Origin of the sequence: Actinopolyspora mzabensis, assembly GCF_900101095.1 — a bacterium.
Lineage (GTDB): Bacteria > Actinomycetota > Actinomycetes > Mycobacteriales > Pseudonocardiaceae > Actinopolyspora > Actinopolyspora mzabensis.
The window spans coordinates 1-22,573 of the sequence record NZ_FNFM01000011.1 but is presented as its reverse complement, the minus strand read 5'-3'; the positions used below and the strand labels follow the sequence as shown (position 1 = coordinate 22,573).

The window sequence follows — 22,573 nt, the reverse complement described above, 5'->3', positions numbered from 1 at the left end:
GTGTGGTTGCTGTTGATCCTGGCCGCGGCGACCACGGCGGTGGTCGCCGGACTCCGACGTGCGGGACGCGGTTCCGCTCGTTCGCCGGTGCCCCGCGGGGGGCGTCGCGGCGCGTTGACCATCGTGATCGCGCTCCTGGGGCTGCAGGCGCTGGCCGGTGCTCCCGCCTACGCGCAGCCGTTGGACTGCACCGAACCCCCGACGCCGGGACGTCCCGGCACCGGCATGGTCGGCGCGCTGGATCCGGCGCCGATCGGGGTGGGACAGAGCGGCAGCGCCTACGACAAGTACGGCTACGCCGGGCAGGTCTGGCACACCTACGATCTCGGCTGCGGGCCGCAGGGGGTCAGCAACCCCAACGCGATGGTCGACACCTGGATCGGCAACCAGCTGTTCAACGTCGCCAAGAACCTGGTGGGCGTGACCAACTCGCTGCACTACTCGTTGCTGTCCGGCGATCTCATGGAACCGCTGGACGACATGATCGCCGAGGCCACCGTGGCGCTGTACGACAGCGTGTTCACCCCCTGGTTCGGGGTGGTCGCGGTGATACTCGCCGTGCTGCTGTTCCGCTACATCTGGCGGGGTGATCTCGCCAGTATCGGAAAGCGGACGACCTGGGCACTCGCGGGCCTCTGGCTCGCCAGCGCCACCTATCTGACCCCGCTGGTCTACACCCAGGCCCTGGACGACGTCGTGATCACCGGTACCTCCGCGGTGCAGGGCGGCTTCCTGCGCGAGGTCGGTGTCGACGAGCGGGACGGGCTGCCCACCATGCTGCACGACCAGGTGGTCTACCGGGGGTGGTTACGCGGCGAGTTCGGTGACCCCGACTCGGCCAAGGCCGAGGAACTGGGCATGGAGCTGCTCGACGCGCAGGCCTGGACCAAACGGGAGGTGCTGTCCGGCGCCGCCGACGGTTCCGCGCAGGAGAAGCAGCAGCAGTTCGAGGACGTCGCCTCCCGGATGGGTGGGGCATACGGCTACCTCCAGGGCGTGGACGGCAGCAGGATCGGTGCGGGCATGCTGAGCATGCTCCAGGCACTCGCCTACACCACGTTCCAACTACTGGCCAAGGCCGCCATCCTGCTGGCCCAGTTGCTGCTGCGCGTGCTGATCCTGACGGGGCCGCTCATCGGTCTCATCGCGATACTGCACCACGACGTGTTGCGCGGTGTCGGCCGTATCGCGGGGTCCGCGCTGCTCAACGTGGTGGTCATCTCGGCGATGGCGGGTGTGCACACGGTGGTGCTGAACCTGATCTTCGCTCCGCGGAGCGGGTTCGCCCTGCTGCCCCAGATAGCGCTGGCCGGACTGCTGACCGTCATCTTCCTGATGATCGGTAGACCGATCCGTCGGATGGGGCAGATGGTCCAGCTCTCGGCAGGCGTCGCGGGCGGGGCGCTGCCCAGTCCCCCTTCGTTGTTCTCCCGGTCGCGCGGGAGTCGCTCGGACGGGCAGCAGAGTGGTGCCCAGGACGACTTCTGGGACCGGGTGCGTGCCTCCGAGGACGGGGAGGACTCCTCGTCCTCGAACGGCAGCCGTTCCGGGCGCGGCCGCCCCGAGTCCGTGGAGCCTCCGGTGGCGGCGACCTCCGAACGCATGGATCGGCCCGCGGCACGGCACGACGGCGGTCGTGAAGGGGGTGTGCCCGGGGCGGCGATCCCCGCCGCACGCACGGGTGGCACCGCCACCGAGGACCACTCCGGTGGCGGACAGCAGCGCCCGGGTGCGACGCAACGGGCCACGGGAGCACTGCCCGCTGCCGGGGCCGGCGGCGAGAGCAGCCGTGTGGTGGACACCTCTCCGATCAGCGACGGCTCGTGGAACGAACGCGATCAGGATCCGGTGGTGGTTCCCTCCCGGGTCGGTGGCAACGGTGCGGTGCGGAGGACGTCCCCGGACGCGGATCGGCGGCCCGACAACGAGTTCGTCCGGGGGCGACCGGTCAATGTGGTCTATCGCCCCTCGCGTGGGTTGGAGGTCTCCGATGAGTGACGCGTCGCTTCGAGAGGGTCGATCCTGATGCCGATCAGAACACACCGCGGCCGTGCGGCCGTCTACCGCAGGTTATGGGGCTGGCCGCTACGTTCCCCCAAACACCTGATCATGGCGTTGGTGCTGGTGGTGGCGCTGGTCAGCGCCATCGGAACGCTGCTCCCCGAGATCTCCTCGCGGGGCGGCGCCGCGCCCCGCACCGACCGCGACTCCGTCGACTACACCGTCGAGACCGGTTCGGAGGGGAGCGGCTCCGAGGGCTCCGGCGAGAGCACCGGCCGGGACGAGCTCGGTGGAGCTCCGCCGACGATCTCCGTTCCCACCGTCACGGCGAAGTCCACCGCCCCCGATCCGGCGGGAATCGATGTGGCGCGTTCCTGGGTGACGAACTGGGTACGCCACTCCACCGGCCAGGAGCGGCAGCAGTGGCTCGACCGGTTGCGGCCCCACACCACCCCCGAGTTCATCGGTGTGCTGGAGACCGTCGAACCCGCCAACGTGCCGGCCACCGAACTAACGGGCGAATTACGAACCCAGCAGTCGACGAAGAACTCAATGCGGGTACTGGCGCCCACCGACGGACCCACGTTGCGGTTGCACGTGGTCCGCGCGGAGCAGGGCTGGCGTGTTGCCGGTTACGACAGGGTGGACTGATATGCGCAAGATCGCTGTTGTCCTGGTGCTGCTCACCGGTTTCGGTGGGCTGATCGGTGTCGGTGCTGTAACCGGCCTGCTGGCCGGTATGGGAGGAGGCAGCGGCAACTCCACCTGGGCTGGTTGCAGTACCGCGTTGGCGACCTCGGGTAACTCCGGCCAACGCGGGCAGCGCATGGCCGCCCAGCTCGAACGCGAACAGCGCAGGATAGCCGCTCGCATCATCCAGATCGGCAAGCAACGCGAGCTGCCGCCGCGCGCCTGGCAGATCGCGATCCAGGCGGGCAAGACGGAGTCGAACCTGCGCAATCTCGACTACGGGCACGCCGACTCGTTGGGCGTGTTCCAGATGCGGCCCTCGATGAACTGGGGGACCCCGCGGCAGGTGACCGACCTCGGCTACGCGATCAACAAGTTCTACGACGTACTGCTCGACGTCGAGGGCTGGAAGCGGATGCGGCCCGGTGCCGCGGCACAGGCGGTGGAACGTTCGGCGTTTCCGGACCGCTACCACGAGGCCGAGGCCATGGCGGCACACCTGGTCAGCAACCAGGGCGACGTCGCCGCGCTGAGCGGCTGCGACGAGATGCCCAACACCGGTTCCCTGGTCAGCGAGGCGATCGACTACGCCAAGCAGCAGATCGGCGACCCCTACAAGTGGGCGGCCGAGGGGCCGCACGAGTTCGACTGCTCCGGTCTGATGCAGCAGGCGTATGCCGCCGCCGGGGTGCAGATCCCACGGGTCTCGCAGGACCAGTACGACAGCGGCGGAGCCAAGGTGGAGCTGTCCCGGGCCCGGGCCGGGGACCTGGTGTTCTGGGGAACCGGTCGGTTGGCGACCGAGGTGCACCACGTGGCGCTCTACCTCGGCGACAGCAAGGTGCTGCACGCCCCGCAGCCCGGCGAGAAGGTCCAGATCGCCAAGCTCTGGGACGGCGGCGAGCTGTTGCCGACGGCCGTGCGCCCCACGCTTTCCCGGTCGCGGTGACCTGTCGTGCGTGAGCCCCGAACGACAGCACCGGCAGGCGAGACGGGCATTCGGGCGCGATCGCGCCGAGAATGTCCAGGTCGGTCGAACGGCGCCCCGAACGGTTCGCCGCACGCTCCAGGAGGAACAGCATGTTCACCCCCGACCCGATTCCACGCCCCAACGGTCCGCCCGCTTCCAGCACTCCCCTCGGGGACTACCTCTCCGAGCAGCACCACGGTGTCGATCAGGCCTATGCCGTGCTGCCGCGTTCGCTTGCCGAGTCCATGCCGCTGCCCTGGCAGCGGCACATGCGGGATTTGCTGGCCGAGTTCCACCAGGCGTTCGGACATCTGAAATGGCCGGTCTACCGCGTCGTGCCCACCCGGTACGAGCGACTGGTCGACCTGGACGAGGATCAACTGACCGAGATCGGATACACCATGGAGGTCGACGACACCGGCGAACTGGAGTACCGCTCCCGGGACGGCATGCCGGTCGAGGATCCGGAACAGCAGCGCGTCCTCGTGCCCTGCCTGGATCCCATACCGCGCCGACACGGTGGTTCCCGGGGAGCTTCCTGAGCCGTCGGGCGGGTGTCCTCCGGTCGCACTCGGCGGCGTGAACGTGACATTCCTGTTCCGGCGTGCCAGGCTCGTGGCATGGACCCGAACAGCTGGTACTTCTGCTTGAAGCACCGACGAGTCGAAGCGCCCGGTGAAGTGTGCCGTTCGCTCAACCGTCTCGGTCCATACCCTGATCGTGCTTCGGCCGAACACGCGCTGGAACTGGCCAGGCAGCGTACCGAAGCAGCCGACGAGGCCGATCTGCGTTGGGAGCGGCAGCCGGGGGCCGAGGGGAGCTGAGTACCGATGGCAGCGGCGCGGACCTCTCGGCGGAACGATTCCGTCGCTGCTGCCGAATCGGAGCACCCGGACGCAGGGGAAGCGGCTCCCGAGGGAGCCGCTGCCGGTCCCGGTACGGCTTTCGTCGGTATCCGCCGCGAGTTCGGTCTGCCCGGGGAGTTCCCCACCGCCGCCCTGATGGAGGCGGAGCAGGCCGTGGCCGAGCCGCTCTCCGCGGCCGAACGCACCGACGCGACCGGTCTGCCACTGGTGACCGTTGATCCCGAGGGCTCCAAGGATCTCGACCAGGCGGTGCTGCTGCGGCGACGGCGCCACGGTTTCCGGGTGCACTACGCGATCGCCGACACGGCCACCTTCGTGGCACCCGGCGGTGCGTTGGACCGGGAGACCTTTCGCCGCGGTCAGACCCTCTACCTGCCGGACGGCAACATCCCGCTGCACCCGCCGCTGCTTTCCGAGGGGGCGGCCAGCCTGCTGCCCGAGCAGGTCAGACCGGCAGTGCTCTGGACCGTCGACCTCGACAGCCACGGTGTCCCGGTAAGAGTCGACGTTCGCCGCGCCGTGGTCCGCTCCGTGGCGGCACTGGACTACCGGGGGCTGCTGCGCTCCTTCGAAGCGGGCGCCCCGCACCCGGCCGTGGAGCTGTTGCCGGAGGTCGGCCTGCTGCGCAGGGAGCAGACGACGCACCGGGGGGCGATCGAGCTCGGACTCCCGGAACAACGGGTGGAATTCTCGGACAGCTCCGGCTGGCGGCTGGGCCTGCGCCCCCGGATGTGGCTCGAGGCGTTCAACGCCGAGATTTCCCTGCTCACCGGCATGTGCGCCGCCGAGATCATGCTCGCGGCCGGAGTGGGGGTGCTGCGCACGGTGCCCGACCCCGACGAGGAGGCCGTGTCGGGACTGCGTCGTGCCGCGGAACGGCTCGGGGTGTACTGGCCCCCGGATCGGTCGGCCGCGGAGTTCCTGGCCGGTCTGGAACCGTCGCGTCCGGAGTCGTTGGCCCTGCACGTGGCGGGAACCCGGTTGCTGCGCGGTGCGGGATACACCGCCTTTCGGGAGGGCAAACCCGCCGTGGTCGGTCACGCGGGGATCGGTGCCGCCTACGCGCATGTCACGGCTCCGCTGCGGCGGCTGGTGGACAGGTTGTGCACCGAGATCTGCCTCGCCGTGGTCGCTGGGCGGCCCGTTCCGGAATGGGTTCGGGAGGGCATCATGGAGCTGCCCTCGGCGATGGGCAATTCCGACCGGCTGGCCTCGCGTGTGGAACGGGCGTGCATCGCGCAGGTGCAGGCCTGGGAACTCGCGGATCGGCTCGGTGAGGTCTTCACGGCGACCGTGCTGCGCACCGACGAGGAGGCGGGCACGGGTGAGGTGTTCGTGCCCGAGCCGCCGGTGATAGCGCGTTGCCACGGTGCCGAGCTGGTTCGCGGTCGGCGGGTCTCCGTACGGCTCGTCGACGTCGACTCGGCTCGGCGCGAGGTCCTTTTCGAACTCGCCGACGGGCCCTCCGACTGAACTCGGAGCATCGTGGCACGGCCTCGTCATGGACACAGCCCCGTCATGGACCGAGCCGCCCCGAACCGAGCCGCCCCGAACCGAGTGGCCCCGAACCGAGTGGCCCCGAACCGAGTGGCCCCGAACCGAGTGGCACCGGAACGGAGTGCGGTCCGATCGGGCGGTATCCGGCTCAACGAGCCGCGAGCCGATTCGTTCCGCTCGTCGCCGAGGGAACTTCCAGCCGTGGTCGCGAACACGCCGGGCCGGTGCCACGCGTCTGGTTACCGTCGGGTAATAAAGTGTGCGGGTACGTGATCTGAGTCGATAGGAGTCACGGTGGTTGACGTTCGGGAACTGACCGTCGGAGTGCTGGGCGGTACTGGTGCGCAGGGCAAGGGGCTGGCCATCCGGTGGGCCCAGGCGGGATTGAAGGTGTTGATCGGTTCCAGGTCGGCCGATCGGGCCGGCGAGGCGGCCGAGGAGATCGCCGCCACCAGTGGCGGTTCGGCGCTGGGACGGAGCAACGCCGACTGCGCCGCCGAGGCCGACGTGGTGCTGGCGGCGCTGCCGTGGGAGGCGCACGCCGACACGCTGCGCGAGCTGCGTTCGGAACTGGCCGACAAGATCGTGATCGACTGCGTCAACCCCCTCGGTTTCGACAAGAAGGGGCCGTACGCGCTCCCGGTCGAGGAGGGCAGCGCGGCACAGCAGGCGGAGGCGCTGCTGCCGGACTCCAGGGTCACCGCCGCGTTCCACCACGTCTCGGCCGTGACGCTGGCCGACACCGACGTCTCGCACGTGGATCTGGACGTGCTGGTCCTCGGGGACGACCGGGAAGCCACCGATCTCGTCAGGTCGCTGGCCGAAGTCATTCCCGGCGTGCGTGGCATCTACGGCGGCAGGCTGCGCAACGCGCACCAGGTGGAGGCGTTGACCGCCAACGTCATCGCGATCAATCGGCGTTACAAGGCACACGCGGGACTGCGCATCACCCACGTGTGATCCCGCCCGCCGCGTCCGCTCCGCAGCGCCGCACCCCGTCCGGCTGGCGCCGCCCGCGGTCCCGGTCGACAATACCTCGTGCGAGGGCGCGTCCGGCGGCCCGCGTTCGGCTCCGGCCCGGCACGCACGGCCGGAGCCGTGACCAGGCCTCGGGCGGTGTGCTCGGGTAGAGCGCCCGAGAACGAGGGGCCGAGAGCGGGAGAAAGCATGAGCGCCGCCGAATTCCCGGCCGAAACCGCCACCACCGGCGAGTGGGTGCGGCAGCGCAACCGGTTCACCGAACGGGTGACTGCCGACGGCTCGTCGGGGTGGGCCGCCCTGCCGGGGCGATACCACCTGGTGGTGAGTCTGGCCTGTCCCTGGGCGCACCGCTCGCTGATCGTGCGGCGGCTGCTGGGGCTGGAGCACGCGATCACCCTCGGCATCGTCGATCCGCTCCGGGACGAGCGTGGCTGGCGATTCACACTCGACCCCGAGGGGCGTGATCCGGTCACCGGGATCCGGTTGCTCTCCGAGGCGTACCTGGCGAGCGACCCGGAGTTCAGCGGTCGCTACACGGTTCCCGCCCTGATCGACGTCGAGTCCGGCACGATCGTCAGCAACGACTACCACCGGCTCACCCTCGACCTCGAGACCGAGTGGCACGCGCTGCACCGCCCCGGAGCGCCGGATCTCTATCCGGTGCAGCTGCGCGCGGAGATCGACGAGATCGACGAGTTGGTCTACCGCGACGTCAACAACGGTGTCTACCGCTGCGGTTTCGCCGCGTCACAGCGTGCCTACGAGCGGGCGTTCGACGCGCTGTTCCGGCGACTCGACCTGCTCTCCGAACGGCTCGAACGGCAGCGCTACCTCGTCGGCGGGACGATCACCGAGGCCGACATCAGGCTGTTCACGACACTGGTGCGGTTCGACGCCGTCTACCACGGCCACTTCAAGTGCAATCGGCACAAGCTCACCGAGCTGCCGGTGCTGTGGGCCTACGCACGCGACCTGTTCCAGACGCCCGGTTTCGGCGAGACGGTGAACTTCGAGCACATCAAGAACCACTACTACCGCACCCACCCGGCAATCAATCCCAGCGGGATCGTGCCGGCCGGGCCCGTTTCGGACGAGTGGCACACCCCGCACGGCAGGGAAACGTTGGGCGGGAGCCCGTTCGGCACGGGCACCCCGCCCGTCGACTGAACCGGCCTCCGGGACTACCCGATGGTCGCCGCCGGGGGAGTCGGCCCCGTGCGGCAGTGCACCGGCTCGCATCCCGGCTGGTCAACCACCTCTCGTCCGGGAGAGCGGTTCTCGAATCAGTCGAAGCCGTGTTCCGAGGTGGGGAACTGCCCGTCGCGAACTTCGGAGGCGAACTCGCTCGCGGCCCGCGCCAGCTCGTTCCCGACCTCGGCGTAGCGCTTGACGAAGCGCGGGGTCTGCCCGGTGTTGAGCCCGGCCATGTCGGTCCACACCAGCACCTGGGCGTCGCATTCGGGACCGGCACCGATCCCCACCGTGGGAATCTCCAGCTCGCCGGTGACCCGCTTCGCGGCGTCCGAGGAGACCATTTCCAGCACCACCGCGAACGCTCCGACTTCCTGCAACGTCCGTGCGTCGGCGAGCAGGTTCTCGGCCTGGTCGCCGCGTCCCTGCACGCGGTAACCGCCGAGACCGTGCTCGCTCTGCGGGGTGAACCCGAGGTGGCCCATCACCGGGATCCCCGCGGCCACCAGGGCTTCCACGTGGTCCGCGTAGCGGCGCCCGCCTTCCAGCTTGACCGCGTGCGCCCCGGCCTTCATGAACCTCACGGCGGTGTGCAGCGCCTGCTCCGGCGAGGCCTGGTAGGAACCGAACGGCAGGTCGGCCACCACCAGCGAGTGCTCGGCTGCCCCGGCAACGGCCCGAACCAACGGCAGCAGCTCGTCGACCGTGATGGGCAGCGAGGACTCGTAGCCGTACACGTTGTTGGCCGCCGAGTCACCCACCAGCAGCACCGGGATACCGGCCTGGTCGAAGATCCGCGCGGTGTAGGTGTCGTAGGAGGTCAGCATCGCCCAGGCCTCGCCACGACGTTTGTACTCGCGCAGGTGGTGGATGCGGGTCCTGCGGCGCGGCGCGGTGCTCCCGTAGGGCGCCGAGGTCTCGGTGCCGGCTGCACCGTTGTTGGTGGTGTGCGCCCCGGCTGCGCTCGGGGTGTTCTGTTCGGACATGTTCATCCTCTTCCTCGCGGCCCGCACTGCGGGTCCACGGGCTCGTAACGGATGTTTGTCCCCCAACAGTGGCACGGTTGCGGCTCCGGTTCGACAACTTCTGGCGCACGTCACATCGTGCCTTCGTTATTCCGGTGCGGAGCGGTTTTCCCGGGCGGCGAAACTCGTTGACTTCCAGCACGCTCGAAGTGTGACTTTCGGTGACATGACGACGATCGAATCGCGACATCTCGATATCGACGAGTGGGACGTCGCCACCGTGTCGGTGGACGACTACCTGGCCAGGGTCGGACAGTCCGAGCCCGCTGCCCCCTCGGTGGCGGCGTTGCACGCCCTGCACGAGGCCCACGTGCGCGCGATCCCGTTCGAGAACATCGACGTGGTGCTCGGGCAGCACCCCGGGCTCGGACTGGAGGCGATCCAGCCCAAGCTGCTGGGCCGCGCCCGTGGCGGTTACTGCTACGAGCACGCCCTGCTGTTCGCCGCCGTGCTGCAACGCCTGGGATTCACTGTCTCCCGGCACATGGCCCGGGTGCAGCCGCTGCGTCCCGGCCCCTACAGCCACATGATGCTGCTCGTCTCGTTCGCGGAGGGCGACTACCTGGCCGATGTCGGTTTCGGCGCCGGAGTTCCGCACCCCATGCCGCTGCGCGACGGTGCCGAGGTCGACCAGTACGGCATCCGGCACCGGCTGAGCCGCGACGGTGCGTTCTGGTACCTGCAGAAGTGGACGTCCGAGGGATGGGAGTCGCTGCACGCCTTCGACACGACGCCGAGCCGGGCCGTGGACTACGAGGTGGCCCATCACTACACGGCGACCCACCCGAACTCGCCGTTCGTCGGCAAGCCCGTGGTGATGCGGCCGGAGCGCGTGGCGACGCGCAAGCTGCTGGGCGACGAGCTGGTGGTGGAGCACGCATCGGGGGAGGTCGAGCGCACTCCCGTGCCCGGCGACGAGCTGGGACGGCGCCTGCGGGAGCTCGACGTCGAGCTCACCGAGCAGGAGCTGTCCGTCCTGCGGGGCAAGCTGGGGGTGTGAGCCGAGTTCGACCGATTCGTAGTAGTCCCGAGGGCGCGGCGATTTCGCGAGAAATCGACGCGGGCCGAAGGGAAACGGGACTCAACTCCGAAGTCACCTGGCTGAGGGGGGCTGGTTCTCCTCCCGGATCCCCTGCCGCAACCGTGGCTGGAAGCGCTGCAGCCCCTCGTCGACGATCGTGGCGGCCGTCTTGTTCGGTCCGAGCGTGAGGCGGTAGTGCGGTCGGCCCTCCCCCTCCCGAAGGAGGTGTTCCAGGTCAGGGTGGCGTTTCCGGAAGTCGTGCCCGGCGGGGTAGAGCTCCACCCGCACCTGTGCCGAGGAGCGCCCGAACCTCGAGGGTGTCCATTTCCGGTGCACCACGATTTCGGCCAGTTCCTGCCAGCGGATGGTGAACGGTCGGCCGCGCGGATCGTGCCAGCGGATGCCGGTGTGTTCGAGCACCAGTTGCTGCGTCCGGGAGATCACGGGCCACAGCAGAGCTATCAGCACGGCCACACCGAGCAGCGCGGCGCCGAAGATCCCGGAGAACACGCGCGCCGCCGCTGGACCGTCCACGTTGTTCGTGATGCTCCCGAACAGCACGAGAAGCCCGAACGGTCCCAGAACCAGCGCGCCTATCAGCGCGTTCCTGCGCAGCCGCTTGCCGAGGTCGAACACTGCGGGAGTGATCCCCGGAGCTGGTGGATTCGGACCGTCCGGTTGTTGTCGCTGGGATACCACGGTTCGGCACCGTAGCGCACCGAAGAACGTTCGAGCAGGCGTTTTCGTCCACTCGACGGTTTCCGACTCCCGGGAGGCGCCACTTTCCCGCGGTTTCGGCCGCACGAGCGGGACGCGGGCACGGGTCGTCAGTTGACGGGGGAGCGGCGTTCCAGCAGGACGGTGTCGTGCCAGACGCCGTCACGGCGGGCTATCCGTTCGCGAACTCCCACGGTGCGATAACCGGCCGAGTGGTGCAGGGCGATGCTGGCGTGGTTGGTGGTGAAGATCGTGGCCTGCAGCGTCCAGAGCCCGGCTTCGTCCGCCGCTGTGGTTTGCTTGTGCAACAGGGATTTTCCGATTCCCCGACCGTGGTAGCCCTCGGCGATGTAAACCGTGGTTTCGGCGACCCCGGCGTAGCACTCGCGGGAGGAGGTCGGGCTCGCGGTGGCCCAGCCGACGACGGTGTCGCCGATGGTGGCTACCCAGCGATGACCGGGCAGCCATTTCGCGTCCAGGGCGGCTTCGTCTGGCACCTCGGTCTCGAAGGTCGCGATGCCGGTTTCGATGCCCTCGGCGTAGACGCGCCGTACGGCGGGCCAGTCCGAGGGCGACATGGCGCGGACGGTGACGTCGAAGGAACCGGGGCTTTCTCGGCGGGGAGCTGTCGCCATGCCGTGATGCCTACCGGTGACGGGTTTCCGCGACGTGTCCACCGTGTTTCGCCAGAACACCGAGCCCGGACACGGCGCCCGGAACCGTGTCCGGTTCGCGAGGAGCTGCTGTCAGCGCTCCGGCTGACCCGGACACGGCCGGAGCGCCCTCACCCGGGCTCAGCCGCGCAGCGCCCGCAGAAAGGCGTTCCACCGGTGCGCTCCGAAGGTGAGTGTTGCCGCCGCGCGGTTCTTGGTGTCGCGCACCTCGGTGCCGTGGCCGGTGAAACGGACTTCGACGCAGCTGTTGTTGTTGCCACCGCTGTAGCTGCTGACGAACCAGTCGGAATCGTGCTGCTCAGCGCTCATTTTCCAGCCCCTCAAGCCGTTTAACGATGTACACTCGTGACTCTTCGGGCCCTAGCGATACCGCTTTGAGGCGGTCGAATGCCCGTGAGCACTCAGCGATGTCCTCTTCGTCCACGAGATACACCCCGGCACCTATGAAGGTCGGCTGGTGGACTATGTCCGGTGCGATTCCGCCGAAACGCAATATCTGGATGGGGCAACCGAGGAGCGGGTGATCCACGATGTCCAACGGTGCTACCTGAATCACGAGTTGTTCGTGTCGCTCGATCAGGTCGAGCAGGTGACCGAGTTGCTCACGGAGTACCTCGTTGTGGCCGATGGGCCGCCGTAGAGCGGCCTCGCCGATCACGAACCACATATAGGGTGCGTCGGGCCGCCTGAGAAGTTCCTGGCGGTCCAGCCTGAACTGGACTCGCGCCTCCACGTCCCCGGGCTCACCACCGGCACTCGCAGCTCGTGCCGTCCGGATCAGGGCGCGGGCGTAGCTCTCGGTCTGCAGCAGGCCGGGGATCAGCTCGCTGTCCGAATAGTAGAGCTCGGTGGCGTCCTGTTCGTGATCGCTCAGCCTGCGAAACGCACCGGGAAGCGTGTCGGAGTACATCCTGCGCGGCTGACGCTGGCGCGCGAGCTGCGTCAGTTTGCCGATCTGCGTTCGTGACTCCTCCGGTGCACCCACCACCTGAAGCCAACCGCGAAATCGATGCCCAGCACGACGGTGTGGCTCCGGCTGTGTCAATTTCCCACGAAATCGCCGCTCCATCTACGCAAGCCGGACTCCGACCACCCTCGCCATCGGCACCGTCGCGGGTTCTCCCGTGCGGCTCTCGCGAGGACGGCCCCGACGTTGGGTAGGTCGCTACCCGATGTCAGGCCTCGCCGCAGCGAGAGGCGTGCGAGAGGTTCCGCCACGGGTGGGGGCCGTCAACCGGAACGGCTCGGAGTTATGCGGGCCGCGCCTCGCGCCACCGGTTCGTCACGGGCAACCTGCGGTCCCGGCCGAACGCCTTCAGCGTGATCTTGGTGCCCGGTGGGTACTGCCTGCGCTTGTACTCCGCCCGGTCGACCATCCGCAGCACCCGTTCCACCAGCTCCGCGTCGAATCCCTCACCGATCAGGTCCTCGTAGCCCTTGTCGCCCTCGACGTAGCCGTCCAGTACCTCGTCGAGCAGTTCGTACGGCGGTAGCGAGTCAGTGTCCACCTGGCCCGGCCGCAGCTCGGCCGAAGGTGCCTTGGTGATCGAGCTCTCCGGGATCGGCGGGGTCTCCCCGCGCTTCTCGGCCTCCGCGTTGCGCCAGCGCGCCAGCCGCCACACCAGCGTCTTGGGTACGTCCTTGATCGGCGCGAACCCGCCGACCGCGTCGCCGTAGATCGTGGAGTAGCCCACCGCCAGCTCGGTCTTGTTGCCCGGAGCCAGCACCAGATGTCCGTGCTGATTGGACAGCGCCATCAGCGTGATGCCCCGGCAGCGCGCCTGCACGTTCTCCTCGGCCAGTCCGGACAGTCCCAGCTGGTCGACGAACACCCGGACCATGTCCTCGATCGCGTGCACCTCGAAGTGGCAGCCGATCCGCTCGGCCAGCTCGGCCGCGTCGGAACGGGAGTGCTCCGAGGAGTAGTGCGAGGGCAGCGACACCCCGTACAGCCCAGCCGGGCCGATGGCGTCCGCGCTGAGCGCCGCGCACACCGACGAGTCGATGCCACCGGAGAAGCCGAAGGCCACCGACTTGAAGCCGTTCTTGCGCAGGTAGTCCCGCAGCCCGGTGACCAGCGCCCACCACACCTCGGCCTCCTCGGACAGTGGCTCTGCGACGCCCTCGCTCTCGGAAGGCTCGTAGGCGGGCAGCGGATCAGGGCGCAGCGTGATCCGGTCGACGTGGAAGGCGGGCAGCGCGCGCGGGCGGAAGTGCAGCGGTGTGCCCTGGTCGACCGGTTCGGGGGAGACATCGGTGGAGGTGTGCCCGCCCGCGGTGAGCTCCAGGTCGCGCACCAGCAGGTGCTCCGTGAACCGAGGGGCGCGACTCAGCAGTTCCCCGTGGTTCGTGGCGATCATCGAGTCGCCGTCGAAGACCAGCTCGTCCTGCGCGCCGACCATGTTCACGTAGGCCATCGGTGCCCCGGCCTCGGCGGCGCGGCGCACCACCAGCTGGGTGCGCTCGTGGTCCTTGGCCCGCTGGTACGGCGAACCGTTGACGCAGACCACCGCGTCCACCCCGACCTTGCCGAGGGCCGCGATCGGTCCGCCGTTCTGCCAGATGTCCTCGCAGATGACCACACCGATATCGAGACCGTGGAACCGCACGATCGGCAGGTCGTAGCCGGGGGCGAAGTAGCGTGCCTCGTCGAAGACGCCGTAGTTCGGCAGGTGGTGCTTGAAGTAGGTGTCGACCACCTCGCCGCCGTGCAGCAGCGAAGCCGCGTTGCGCACCCCCTCGTCGTCGCGGTCCAGATGTCCCACGATCACCAGCGCCTCGCCGCAGCCCGCGTCCCGGAGCCGCACCGCCAGCGACTCCAGCTCGGCGCGGTTGGCCGCCGCGAACGACTTGCGCAGCGCCAGGTCCTCCACCGGGTAGCCGGACAGCACCATCTCCGGGAAGGCCACGACGTGCGCCCCGCGCGCCACGGCTTCCTCGCTGCGTTCCAGGACCAGCGAACTGTTACCCGCGATATCGCCCACGCAGGGGTTTACCTGGGCCAGAGCTACGCGCAACTGCGGCATGCCCCCATCTTCGCTCAGTGACGACGCGCACGTTCGCCGGGGCGACCCATCGTGCGGTGTTGGTGTCGCGTGTCACGATCTCGCGCATGCCTCGCCCACGAATCGTGGTCGCCGCTGTCGCTCTTCTGGGGGTTATGACGGCGTGCTCGAACACGCAGGAGTCACAACAGCAGCACAACGAACCATCCGATGCGCAGAGCTCCACCGCCGAACTGCAGCGCTACTACCAGCAGTCACTCGACTGGGAGAACTGCAAGTCCTACACCACCACGCCCCGCTCCGAGGAACTCTTCGGTGCCGAGGGTCTGGAATGCGCCCGGCTGACCGTGCCGCTGGACTACGACGAGCCCGAGGGCGAGACCGCGAAGATCGGAGTGCTGCGCCGGTCCGCCTCCGACGAGCAGGCGCGTATCGGCTCACTGGTGCTCAACCCGGGCGGGCCCGGTGGTTCGGGCATGCAGAGCGCCGCCGCACGGGTCTCCGGCGTGAAGAGCACCGAGCTCGGCGGGAAGTTCGACCTGGTCGGCTTCGACCCGCGCGGCGTCGGGGCCAGCACCCCTCGCGTCGAGTGCCTAACTCCCACGGAGAAGGACGCGGCTCGACAGAACTCCGAGGTGATCACCTCCGACGGAGCCGTCGAACGGATCGAGCGGGAGAACCGCCGCTACGCCGAGAAGTGCGCCGAACGCAGCGGGGAAAAGTTACTGGCCAACGTGGGCACCGCCAGCGTCGCCAGGGACATGGACGTGCTGCGGGCCGCGCTCGGTGACGAGAAACTCACCTATCTCGGTTACTCCTACGGCACGTTGCTCGGCAACGAGTACGCCTCCCGATTCCCGGACCGCGTCCGGGCCATGGTGCTCGACGGCGCCGTGGCGCCGGGGGAGTGGGACCAGACCGAGATGCAGCTGGAACAGGCCGCCGGCTTCCAGCAGGCCTTCGACTCCTTCGCACAGTGGTGCGCCCGGCAGCAGCGCTGCGCACTGGGCAGCGATCCGGACCGCGCGGTGCAGCGGTTCCACGAGATCACCCGACCGTTGATCGGCAATCCTGCCTCCACCGTGTACGACGGGAGGAAACTGTCCTACGCGGATGCCCAGACCGGTCTCGTACAGGCGATGTACACGAAGCAGTACTGGAAGCCGCTCAACGCGGGGTTGGCCCGACTGGCCAACGGCGACGGATCGACGCTGCTGCGACTGGCCGACCTCTACCACGGCAGGGCCGAGGACGGCTCCTACTCCAACATGATGGCCGCGCACCAGGCGGTGCTCTGCGTGGACGCCAACCGCATCGGCGGCAGGCAGCAACAGCGCGAACTCAACCGGAAGTACCGCCAGGCCGCCCCCTTCACCGACGACGGTCATCCGATCAGTTCCGCCCGTGGCCGCTGTGCCTTCTGGCCCCTCCCGGAGACCGGGGACAAACCGGAACCGCGCCCGGGGAAACTGCCCGCCACGGTGGTGATCTCGACCACCGGCGATCCGGCCACGCCCTACGAGAACGGCCGCGAGCTCGCCGAGGCGCTCGGCGGGCGGCTGCTGACCTACGAGGGTGAGGGGCACGGGGTCTTCCTCGGCGACAACGACTGCGTGAACAAGGCCGGAACGCGCTACCTGGTCGAGCTGCAGGCCCCCGAGCAGGGCAAGCGCTGCTCGGCCTGACCGAGGTCTTCCGGTCGGGACCGTGCGCCCGTCCCGAGCCGAGAGCCCCGCACCGATGGCCCGGGCCGAGCACTCCGGCCCGAACGGGTCTCGCCTACTTTTCGGCGGAGGTGCCCCACCCGCTCGTGACCGAGCGGGTGGGGCACGAACCCGCCCGGACGCTTAGGGTGCGGGCATGGACCGTCAGCAGGAGTTCGTGCTCCGCACTCTGGAAGAACGCGACATCCGCTTCGTGCGGCTGTGGTTCACCGACGTTCTCGGCATTCTCAAATCGGTGGCCATCTCGCCCGCCGAGCTCGAAGGGGCCTTCGCCGAGGGGATCGGTTTCGACGGCTCCGCCATCGAAGGATTCTCCCGAATCTACGAGTCGGACATGGTCGCCAACCCCGATCCGGCGACCTTCCAGGTACTGCCCTGGGAAACCGCCGACGGCGAACACTACTCGGCACGGATGTACTGCGACATCACGATGCCGGACGGCTCGCCCTGCTGGGCCGACCCCAGGCACGTACTCCGGCGCACCCTCTCGAAGGCGACCGAGGCCGGGTTCACCTGCTACGTGCACCCGGAGATCGAGTTCTTCCTGCTCAAGAATCTGCCCGTCGACGGCAGCGAGCCCGTGGCCGCCGATTCCGGCGGGTACTTCGACCAGGCCAGCCACGACGCCGCCCCGCACTTCCGGCGCAACGCCATCGAGGCGCTGGAGGCGATGGGGATCTCCGTCGAGTTCAGCCACCACGAGGGAGCCCCAGGGCAGCAGGAGATCGACCTGCGCTACGCCGACGCCCTGACCATGGCCGACAACGTGATGACCTTCCGTTACACGGTCAAGGAGGTCGCACTCACCCAGAACGTGCGGGCCTCGTTCATGCCCAAACCGTTCAGCGAGCAACCCGGTTCGGGGATGCACACCCACATCAGTCTGTTCGAGGGTGACCAGAACGCCTTCTACCACCCGGAGAACCCCTACGAGCTCTCCGACACCGGTCGGGCCTTCGTGGCCGGGCTGCTGCGACACGCCAGGGAAATCAGCGCGGTTACCAATCAATGGGTGAATTCCTACAAACGCCTCGTGGTCGGCGGTGAGGCACCCACGGCGGTCTGCTGGGGCCACGCGAACCGCTCCGCGCTGGTGCGGGTGCCGATGTACTCGCCGGGCAAGTCCTCCTCCCGGCGCGTGGAGATGCGCAACCTCGACTCCGCTTGCAACCCCTACCTGGCTTATGCCGCCATCCTCGCCGCGGGGCTGCGCGGCGTGGAGCAGGGCTACGAGCTTCCCCCGGCCGCCGAGGACGACGTCTGGTCACTGACCGAGAGCGAGCGCAAGGCCGCCGGGTACCCCAGCCTGCCGCAGAACCTCAACGAGGCGCTCTCCGAGATGGAGAACTCGGAGCTCATGGCGGAGACGCTCGGCGAGCACGTGTTCGACTTCTTCCTGCGCAACAAGCGGGCCGAATGGAACGCCTATCGCAGTCACGTCACGCCTTACGAGCTGCGCACCCTGATGCCCATGCTGTGATCCGGTCGGGGAGTGCCGACCTCGAAGCCTCGACGGTAGGTTCAGGACTCGTGAACGATCCCCTGGACCACTCCGAATCGAACCAGTGGCCGTCCGCCGAGCCGGAAGGACTCGGTTCGGCGGACGAGTTCGCCGACGAGCCTGCCTGGCCCGCCGAACTGCCGGAGGACGAATCAACTCGGCCCGCCGGGGACGGGGCCGAGTTCCCCGTCCCGCACGGTTGCACGGTCGCCCGGCACGGTCAGCTCGCCGGGGCGCGGGTACTGCGTGACTCGTTCCTGCGGTGCCACCCCGGCGGGCGGTTCACGATCCTGCTGCTGGACTTCGCCACCGATCTCGAAGCCGAGCTGCGGGAAGAGGTCAGCACCCCCGCCGACATCGGTATCGACGAGGTCGAGCTCTCCCGGCTTGCCACGGCCTGCGGTGGCGACCTGCTCAACTCGGTCGTACTTCCCGGACTGCTCGCCCACCTGCTGCGCTCCGAACCACTCGTGTTGTACCTCTCGCCGGTGGTCCGGGTGTTCGGCCCGTTCGGGGAACCGCTCGCCACGTTGAGCGGCGAAGCGCCGTTGGGGCTCGCTCCCCGGGTGATTCGCCCGCTGCCCTCCGACGGGCTGCGCCCCGGAGCGAGGGACCTGGCCCGGGCGGGCTCGTTCGACCCGAACCTGCTCGCGGTGGCCCGCGGTGCGGAACGGGTACTCGACGAGTGGGCCCAGCGGGTGCGTGCCGAACCGGACGCCGCGAGCGAGTTCTTCGAGGGGCTGCCCGCCATGGTCGAACACCGGGTGCTGCGCGACCCGGGCGTGGGGCTGTCGGTGTACAACGCCGGGCAGCGTGAGCTCGAAACCTCCGACGGCGAGTACACCGTGGATGGTCATCCGCTGCGTACCGTCCATTTCGAGGGGTTCGAACCGCAGCGCCCCTGGTTGTTCTCCGCGGAGTACTCCGACCGCCCCCGGGTGCTGCTCTCCGAATCACCGCCGCTGGCGCAGCTGTGCGCCGGTTACCGCAACGCGCTCGTCTCGCGGGGGATGACGAGCGAACGAGCCTCGCCGTTCGACGAACTGCCCGACGGTACGGTGCTGCCGACCTCGCTGCGCGCCGCGTACCGGAGCCAGTGGTTGTCCGCCGAGTCCTCGGGCGATCCCGTCGTGCCCAGTCCCTTCGAACCGGCCGGACCGGAACGTGACCCGTTCGCCGAATTCCTGGAGTGGGCGGGCAGTCCCGCCGACGAGCAGCAGCGCGCCGCAGGGTGCTCGCGATGGGACTTCGCCCTGTGGCAGGACGATCAGGTGTTGCGGCGCGACTATCCGAGTCCGCTGACCGACGACGCCGCCGCGTTCCGCGAGTGGTGTGCCGGCGTCGGGGTGGCCAGTGGGCGCGTGCCCGCGCGGTTGGCCCGGAGCAGGGGAACCGACGACTCCGAGATGACCGACCAACTCGGGGTGGCGGTCGTCGGTACCGGACGGCTCGCCGAACTGGTCCGGCTCGCCGTACGCACCTCCGGCATCCCGAACTCGGACGACGCGCGCTATCCCGTCGTGCTGCGCTGCGATCCCTCGGTGCCCGTACCCGCGGGGCACCACCTCATCGACATTCGGCCGGACGCTGGGGCGGATCCGGCGGACACCACTCCCGCTTCCGGTGAACCCACCGAACTGTGGGCGCTCTCGCAGGCGGGCAGGCACGCGGCGCGTCACGTGGGAGTGCAGGCCCGCGTACTCGCGCTGCCGTTCCCGGAGCAGGAGCCACCGGAGCCCGCCACCCGGCAGGCCGCCCGGGAACGCATCGGGATCGACGAGGAGTTCGTCTTCGCAGCCTTCGCCGACCACGCCGAGGAACACCGCGCGAACGTGCTCGGCCTGGTGACCGCTTTCGGTGCCGCGTTCGGCAGCCGCACCGACGTGCGGCTGGTCGTGGCGGTCAGCGGTGCCGCGGAGCATCCCGAGGCGGCGGAACGCCTGCGGTTGGCCACCACCACCGACCACCGGATCCTGCTGTTGGAGCGGGACGACGCCGAGGAGACGGTCCTGTCGGTCGCCGACTGCGCCGTCTCCCTGCACCGGGCGGACGGCGGTGTGGGAGGTGACCGCTACGCGCTGCGAATGCTGCACGCCGCGGGGTGCGGGATTCCGGTGATCACGGTGGAGCAGGGGGCGGTCGGTGAGCTGTTCGGCTCGTCCGGCGCGGTGCTGGTGGGATGTCACGGCAGTGGCGAACCCGACGTGGAGTCCGCCGCTGCCGCGCTGACCTCGGCCGCCGACGATCCCAGTGAACTTCAGCGGTTCGCCGTCGGCGCGAGGGAACGGCTGTCCCGACAGCTCGCCCCGGGCAGGGCGGGCGAACAGCTGCGAGAGCGCGTGGAGGCGGCCTACCGCAATTGGCGGGCGAAGTGGGCACGCGACCAGCACTCCCCTGACGAGGACCCGTTGCGTCCGCTGCTGATCGCCCGTCACGCGCTGCACCGCCCACCGGAAGTGGGGATGGGTGGGCGCAATGCCGTCACACCCGCGTTGCGCAAGGCCGTGCTCAAGGCGTTGGGCCACTACGACGAGCACATTCGCGACATCATTCGCTCATTGCTCGACGGGGTGGAGAAAACCTCCTCCGAGCTGCTTCGCAGGCAGCAGGAACGCGCCGACGACCTCGACATCAACGCGGTACGCGCCGAGCTCACGCAACTCGCCCAGCGACAGGAGCAGCTCGGTTCCCGAGTGGCGGGAGCCGACGACAGCACGGTGCAGGCCCGTACCGAACTGGCCGAGCACGACCGCAGGCTGCGCGGGCTGGAGGAAACCGGCGATTCGCTCGGTCAGCGGCAGCTCTCCGAGCTCGCCGAGCGCATCGACAGCCTCACCGGGGCGGTGGAGCGGACGCTGGACCGGGTCGACCGGTTGGAGCAGCGGATCGAGGAGTCGGAGAAGAGCCAGCAGGAACAGCTGGAGAACGGGTTGCGCCGCAGCGCCCTGGACATCGACAACGCGTTGCGCGGTACCGACGCGTTGCGTCGCATCGTGCTGCGGGAGCACGAACGCAACAGCGACACGGCACATCTGCCCGGCACTCCAGTGGTGTGCGAGGCGGGACTGCTGCGGCTGCCCGGCGATGACACCGTGATGCTGCCGTGGCTGTCCTCGCACCACCGCTGGGACGCCGAGGTCTCCGCCCTGATCGATTCCCTGCTGGAACCGGGTGGGGTTTTCCTCGACGTGGGGGCCTACGTCGGTTACCAGGCGGTCCGCGTGCTCGGCAGGCTCAATCACACCGGGCGTGTGGTCGCGGTGGAGCCGGACGCGGGAGCCCGTGAGCTGCTGGAGCACAACGCCGAGGTCAACGTCGCCGAGCGGCTCCGGGAACGGCTCACCGTGCTGGATTGCGCGGCCTGGAACGAGGACCTCGAACTCCTTGGACTGCCCGCAGGCACCGGCGGGGTGGAAGTGACGGCACCGGAGGGAACGGGTCAGCAGTCCGTTCCGGACGGGCGCTCCTCCGTCGTCCGACTGCGGGGGGTGCGGTTGGATGGTGAGCTCAACAGCGAGCACGGGATCGGTGAGCGCAACCTCTCCGTGTTGCACGTGGATGTCGGATCCAGGGTGCATCGGATTCTGCACGGGGCGGAGGGGCTGTTGCGGCAGCACCGTCCTTCCGTGGTGTGCTCGTTCACGCCCTCGGGGATACGCGCACTGGGCGACGAACCGAGCGGTGTGTTGCACGAGTTCACGTCCTGGGGTTACGACATCGTGCCGGTGGGAAGGAGTGAACCGGTCGCGCCGGAGCAGTTGATGCGGGCGATCGGTGCTTCGGAGACGAGTACCGTCAAGCTGTGGCTGCGGCCCGAGCCGAACGCCGAATGAGCGCCGGGGCAAGCACGTTGCGGCCGTTTCCGCGGCTCACGGGCGTGACGCCGCCTCGGGAGGGGCGGTTCACGTTACAGGGACACCCCCGTTCGAGTGAGCTGTAGCGGTGGGCTAAGCTATACGAGCAAGTGAACAGGAGCCCGCAGGGTTTCGAACGGGCCGGAACAGGCGGGTTGACACCGCCGGTCGGGCCGAGTAAAGTAACTTGGTGCTCCCGATGGGAAACTGTCGGGGGCGACTCCAGCGCTTGACTGATCCGGGTTCTGGTTGAATCCGGACCCCCGATCCACGGGGTGAACAGTCGGGTGGTAGAGTTGAAAACAGAAGCGATCGGGAACAGCCGGAAAAACTCTCGGTTTTCCTTGATCGCAGGGCCTGCCGCGTGGGTGGTGGGTGTGTTCTTTGAGAATTCAACAGTGTTTGTGCACGCGTGTGTGTGTTTGTTTCTTGTCTTTTTTGCTTTGAGTATCAGCTCGCATCACGGTTGGGTGGCCGCGGGTGTGGTTGCCGGGTGTGGTGTGGGTTGTGCTGGGGTTTGATTTTTTCCATACATTGTTGGAGAGTTTGATCCTGGCTCAGGACGAACGCTGACGGCGCGCTTCACACATGCAAGTCGAGCGATGGCACCGGCCTTTGTGGTGGGTGTGCAGAGCGGCGGACGGGTGAGTAACACGTGAGTAACCTGCCCTGGGCGTGGGGATAACCCTGGGAAACCGGGGCTAATACCGGATGGCCCCATTCATTCGCATGGATGGGTGGGGAAAGGTGCACCTTCGTGAGGGGGTGTTCCGGCTTGGGAGGGGCTCGCGGCCCATCAGCTTGTTGGTGCGGTAGTGGCGTACCAAGGCGATGACGGGTAGCCGGCCTGAGAGGG

Annotated in this window: 17 protein-coding genes, 1 rRNA gene and 1 pseudogene; 13 read left to right on the top strand and 6 right to left on the bottom strand. The window is 68.7% G+C overall.

Translation table 11 applies throughout. The features are described 5' to 3' along the window. The 8 genes from BLR41_RS18135 to BLR41_RS18095 all read left to right on the top strand — a co-directional run bounded on the left by BLR41_RS18135 (window position 1) and on the right by BLR41_RS18095 (window position 8,172). Window positions 1–1,998 carry a hypothetical protein gene (locus BLR41_RS18135; protein ID WP_218120234.1) on the top strand — a complete coding sequence of 666 codons (1,998 nt, stop codon included), beginning with the start codon at window positions 1–3 and terminating at the stop codon, window positions 1,996–1,998. Between the two features lie 27 nt (window positions 1,999–2,025). After that, on the top strand, window positions 2,026–2,652 hold the full coding sequence (locus BLR41_RS18130) for a hypothetical protein (protein ID WP_092630471.1): 627 nt from the start codon (window positions 2,026–2,028) through the stop codon (window positions 2,650–2,652). Between the two features lies 1 nt (window position 2,653). Beyond that, window positions 2,654–3,640, top strand: coding sequence for a C40 family peptidase (locus tag BLR41_RS18125; RefSeq protein ID WP_092630468.1), 987 nt, complete (start codon window positions 2,654–2,656; stop codon window positions 3,638–3,640). 131 nt (window positions 3,641–3,771) lie between these two features. After that, window positions 3,772–4,203 carry a hypothetical protein gene (locus BLR41_RS18120; RefSeq protein WP_092630964.1) on the top strand — a complete coding sequence of 144 codons (432 nt, stop codon included), beginning with the start codon at window positions 3,772–3,774 and terminating at the stop codon, window positions 4,201–4,203. 78 nt (window positions 4,204–4,281) lie between these two features. After that, entirely contained in the window at window positions 4,282–4,485 is a 204-nt protein-coding gene (locus BLR41_RS18115) for a hypothetical protein (RefSeq protein ID WP_176798048.1), read from the top strand. A gap of 6 nt (window positions 4,486–4,491) precedes the next feature. Next, window positions 4,492–6,000, top strand: a complete 1,509-nt coding sequence (locus tag BLR41_RS18110) for an RNB domain-containing ribonuclease (protein WP_092630465.1) — start codon at window positions 4,492–4,494, stop codon at window positions 5,998–6,000. 318 nt (window positions 6,001–6,318) lie between these two features. Then, the gene (npdG, locus tag BLR41_RS18100) at window positions 6,319–6,984 is read left to right on the top strand and encodes an NADPH-dependent F420 reductase (protein ID WP_092630459.1); all 666 of its coding nucleotides are present in this window, start codon (window positions 6,319–6,321) and stop codon (window positions 6,982–6,984) included. 207 nt (window positions 6,985–7,191) lie between these two features. After that, entirely contained in the window at window positions 7,192–8,172 is a 981-nt protein-coding gene (locus tag BLR41_RS18095; protein ID WP_092630456.1) for a glutathione S-transferase family protein, read from the top strand. Window positions 8,173–8,288: 116 nt separating this feature from the next. On the opposite strand, the gene panB is transcribed toward BLR41_RS18095, so the two are convergent. After that, window positions 8,289–9,182: a 3-methyl-2-oxobutanoate hydroxymethyltransferase gene (gene panB / locus BLR41_RS18090; RefSeq protein WP_218120232.1), complete on the bottom strand. Its 894-nt coding sequence runs from the start codon at window positions 9,180–9,182 to the stop codon at window positions 8,289–8,291. Window positions 9,183–9,387: 205 nt separating this feature from the next. Between panB and BLR41_RS18085 the strand changes: the two genes are divergently transcribed. Next, window positions 9,388–10,221 (top strand): arylamine N-acetyltransferase family protein, encoded by an 834-nt coding sequence (locus BLR41_RS18085; protein WP_092630958.1) that lies wholly within the window; start codon window positions 9,388–9,390, stop codon window positions 10,219–10,221. Window positions 10,222–10,314: 93 nt separating this feature from the next. Here the strand turns inward: BLR41_RS18085 and BLR41_RS18080 are convergent, their stop codons facing one another. From BLR41_RS18080 to BLR41_RS18060, 5 genes and pseudogenes are all read right to left on the bottom strand, one after another. Continuing rightward, complete coding sequence (locus BLR41_RS18080; RefSeq protein ID WP_143013125.1) at window positions 10,315–10,941, bottom strand: hypothetical protein; 627 nt, start codon at window positions 10,939–10,941, stop codon at window positions 10,315–10,317. A gap of 128 nt (window positions 10,942–11,069) precedes the next feature. Further along, window positions 11,070–11,555: pseudogene (locus tag BLR41_RS18075) on the bottom strand (N-acetyltransferase family protein); the annotation flags it as partial. Between the two features lie 198 nt (window positions 11,556–11,753). Then, window positions 11,754–11,942 (bottom strand): DUF397 domain-containing protein, encoded by a 189-nt coding sequence (locus BLR41_RS18070; protein ID WP_092630444.1) that lies wholly within the window; start codon window positions 11,940–11,942, stop codon window positions 11,754–11,756. Next, window positions 11,932–12,621 (bottom strand): DUF5753 domain-containing protein, encoded by a 690-nt coding sequence (locus BLR41_RS18065; RefSeq protein WP_092630441.1) that lies wholly within the window; start codon window positions 12,619–12,621, stop codon window positions 11,932–11,934. Before BLR41_RS18065 ends, BLR41_RS18070 begins: the two co-directional genes overlap by 11 nt. 262 nt (window positions 12,622–12,883) lie before the next feature. After that, entirely contained in the window at window positions 12,884–14,659 is a 1,776-nt protein-coding gene (locus BLR41_RS18060) for an NAD+ synthase (protein ID WP_092630439.1), read from the bottom strand. Between the two features lie 86 nt (window positions 14,660–14,745). Between BLR41_RS18060 and BLR41_RS18055 the strand changes: the two genes are divergently transcribed. The 4 genes from BLR41_RS18055 to BLR41_RS18040 form a co-directional block, all read left to right on the top strand. Further along, a complete protein-coding gene (locus tag BLR41_RS18055; protein WP_092630436.1) occupies window positions 14,746–16,323 on the top strand; it encodes an alpha/beta hydrolase in 1,578 nt (525 codons plus the stop codon). A gap of 175 nt (window positions 16,324–16,498) precedes the next feature. Further along, a complete protein-coding gene (locus BLR41_RS18050; protein WP_092630434.1) occupies window positions 16,499–17,842 on the top strand; it encodes a glutamine synthetase family protein in 1,344 nt (447 codons plus the stop codon). 50 nt (window positions 17,843–17,892) lie between these two features. Next, a complete protein-coding gene (locus BLR41_RS18045) occupies window positions 17,893–21,696 on the top strand; it encodes a hypothetical protein (protein WP_092630955.1) in 3,804 nt (1,267 codons plus the stop codon). 555 nt (window positions 21,697–22,251) lie between these two features. Then, window positions 22,252–22,573: ribosomal RNA gene (locus tag BLR41_RS18040) — 16S ribosomal RNA — on the top strand; the annotation flags it as partial.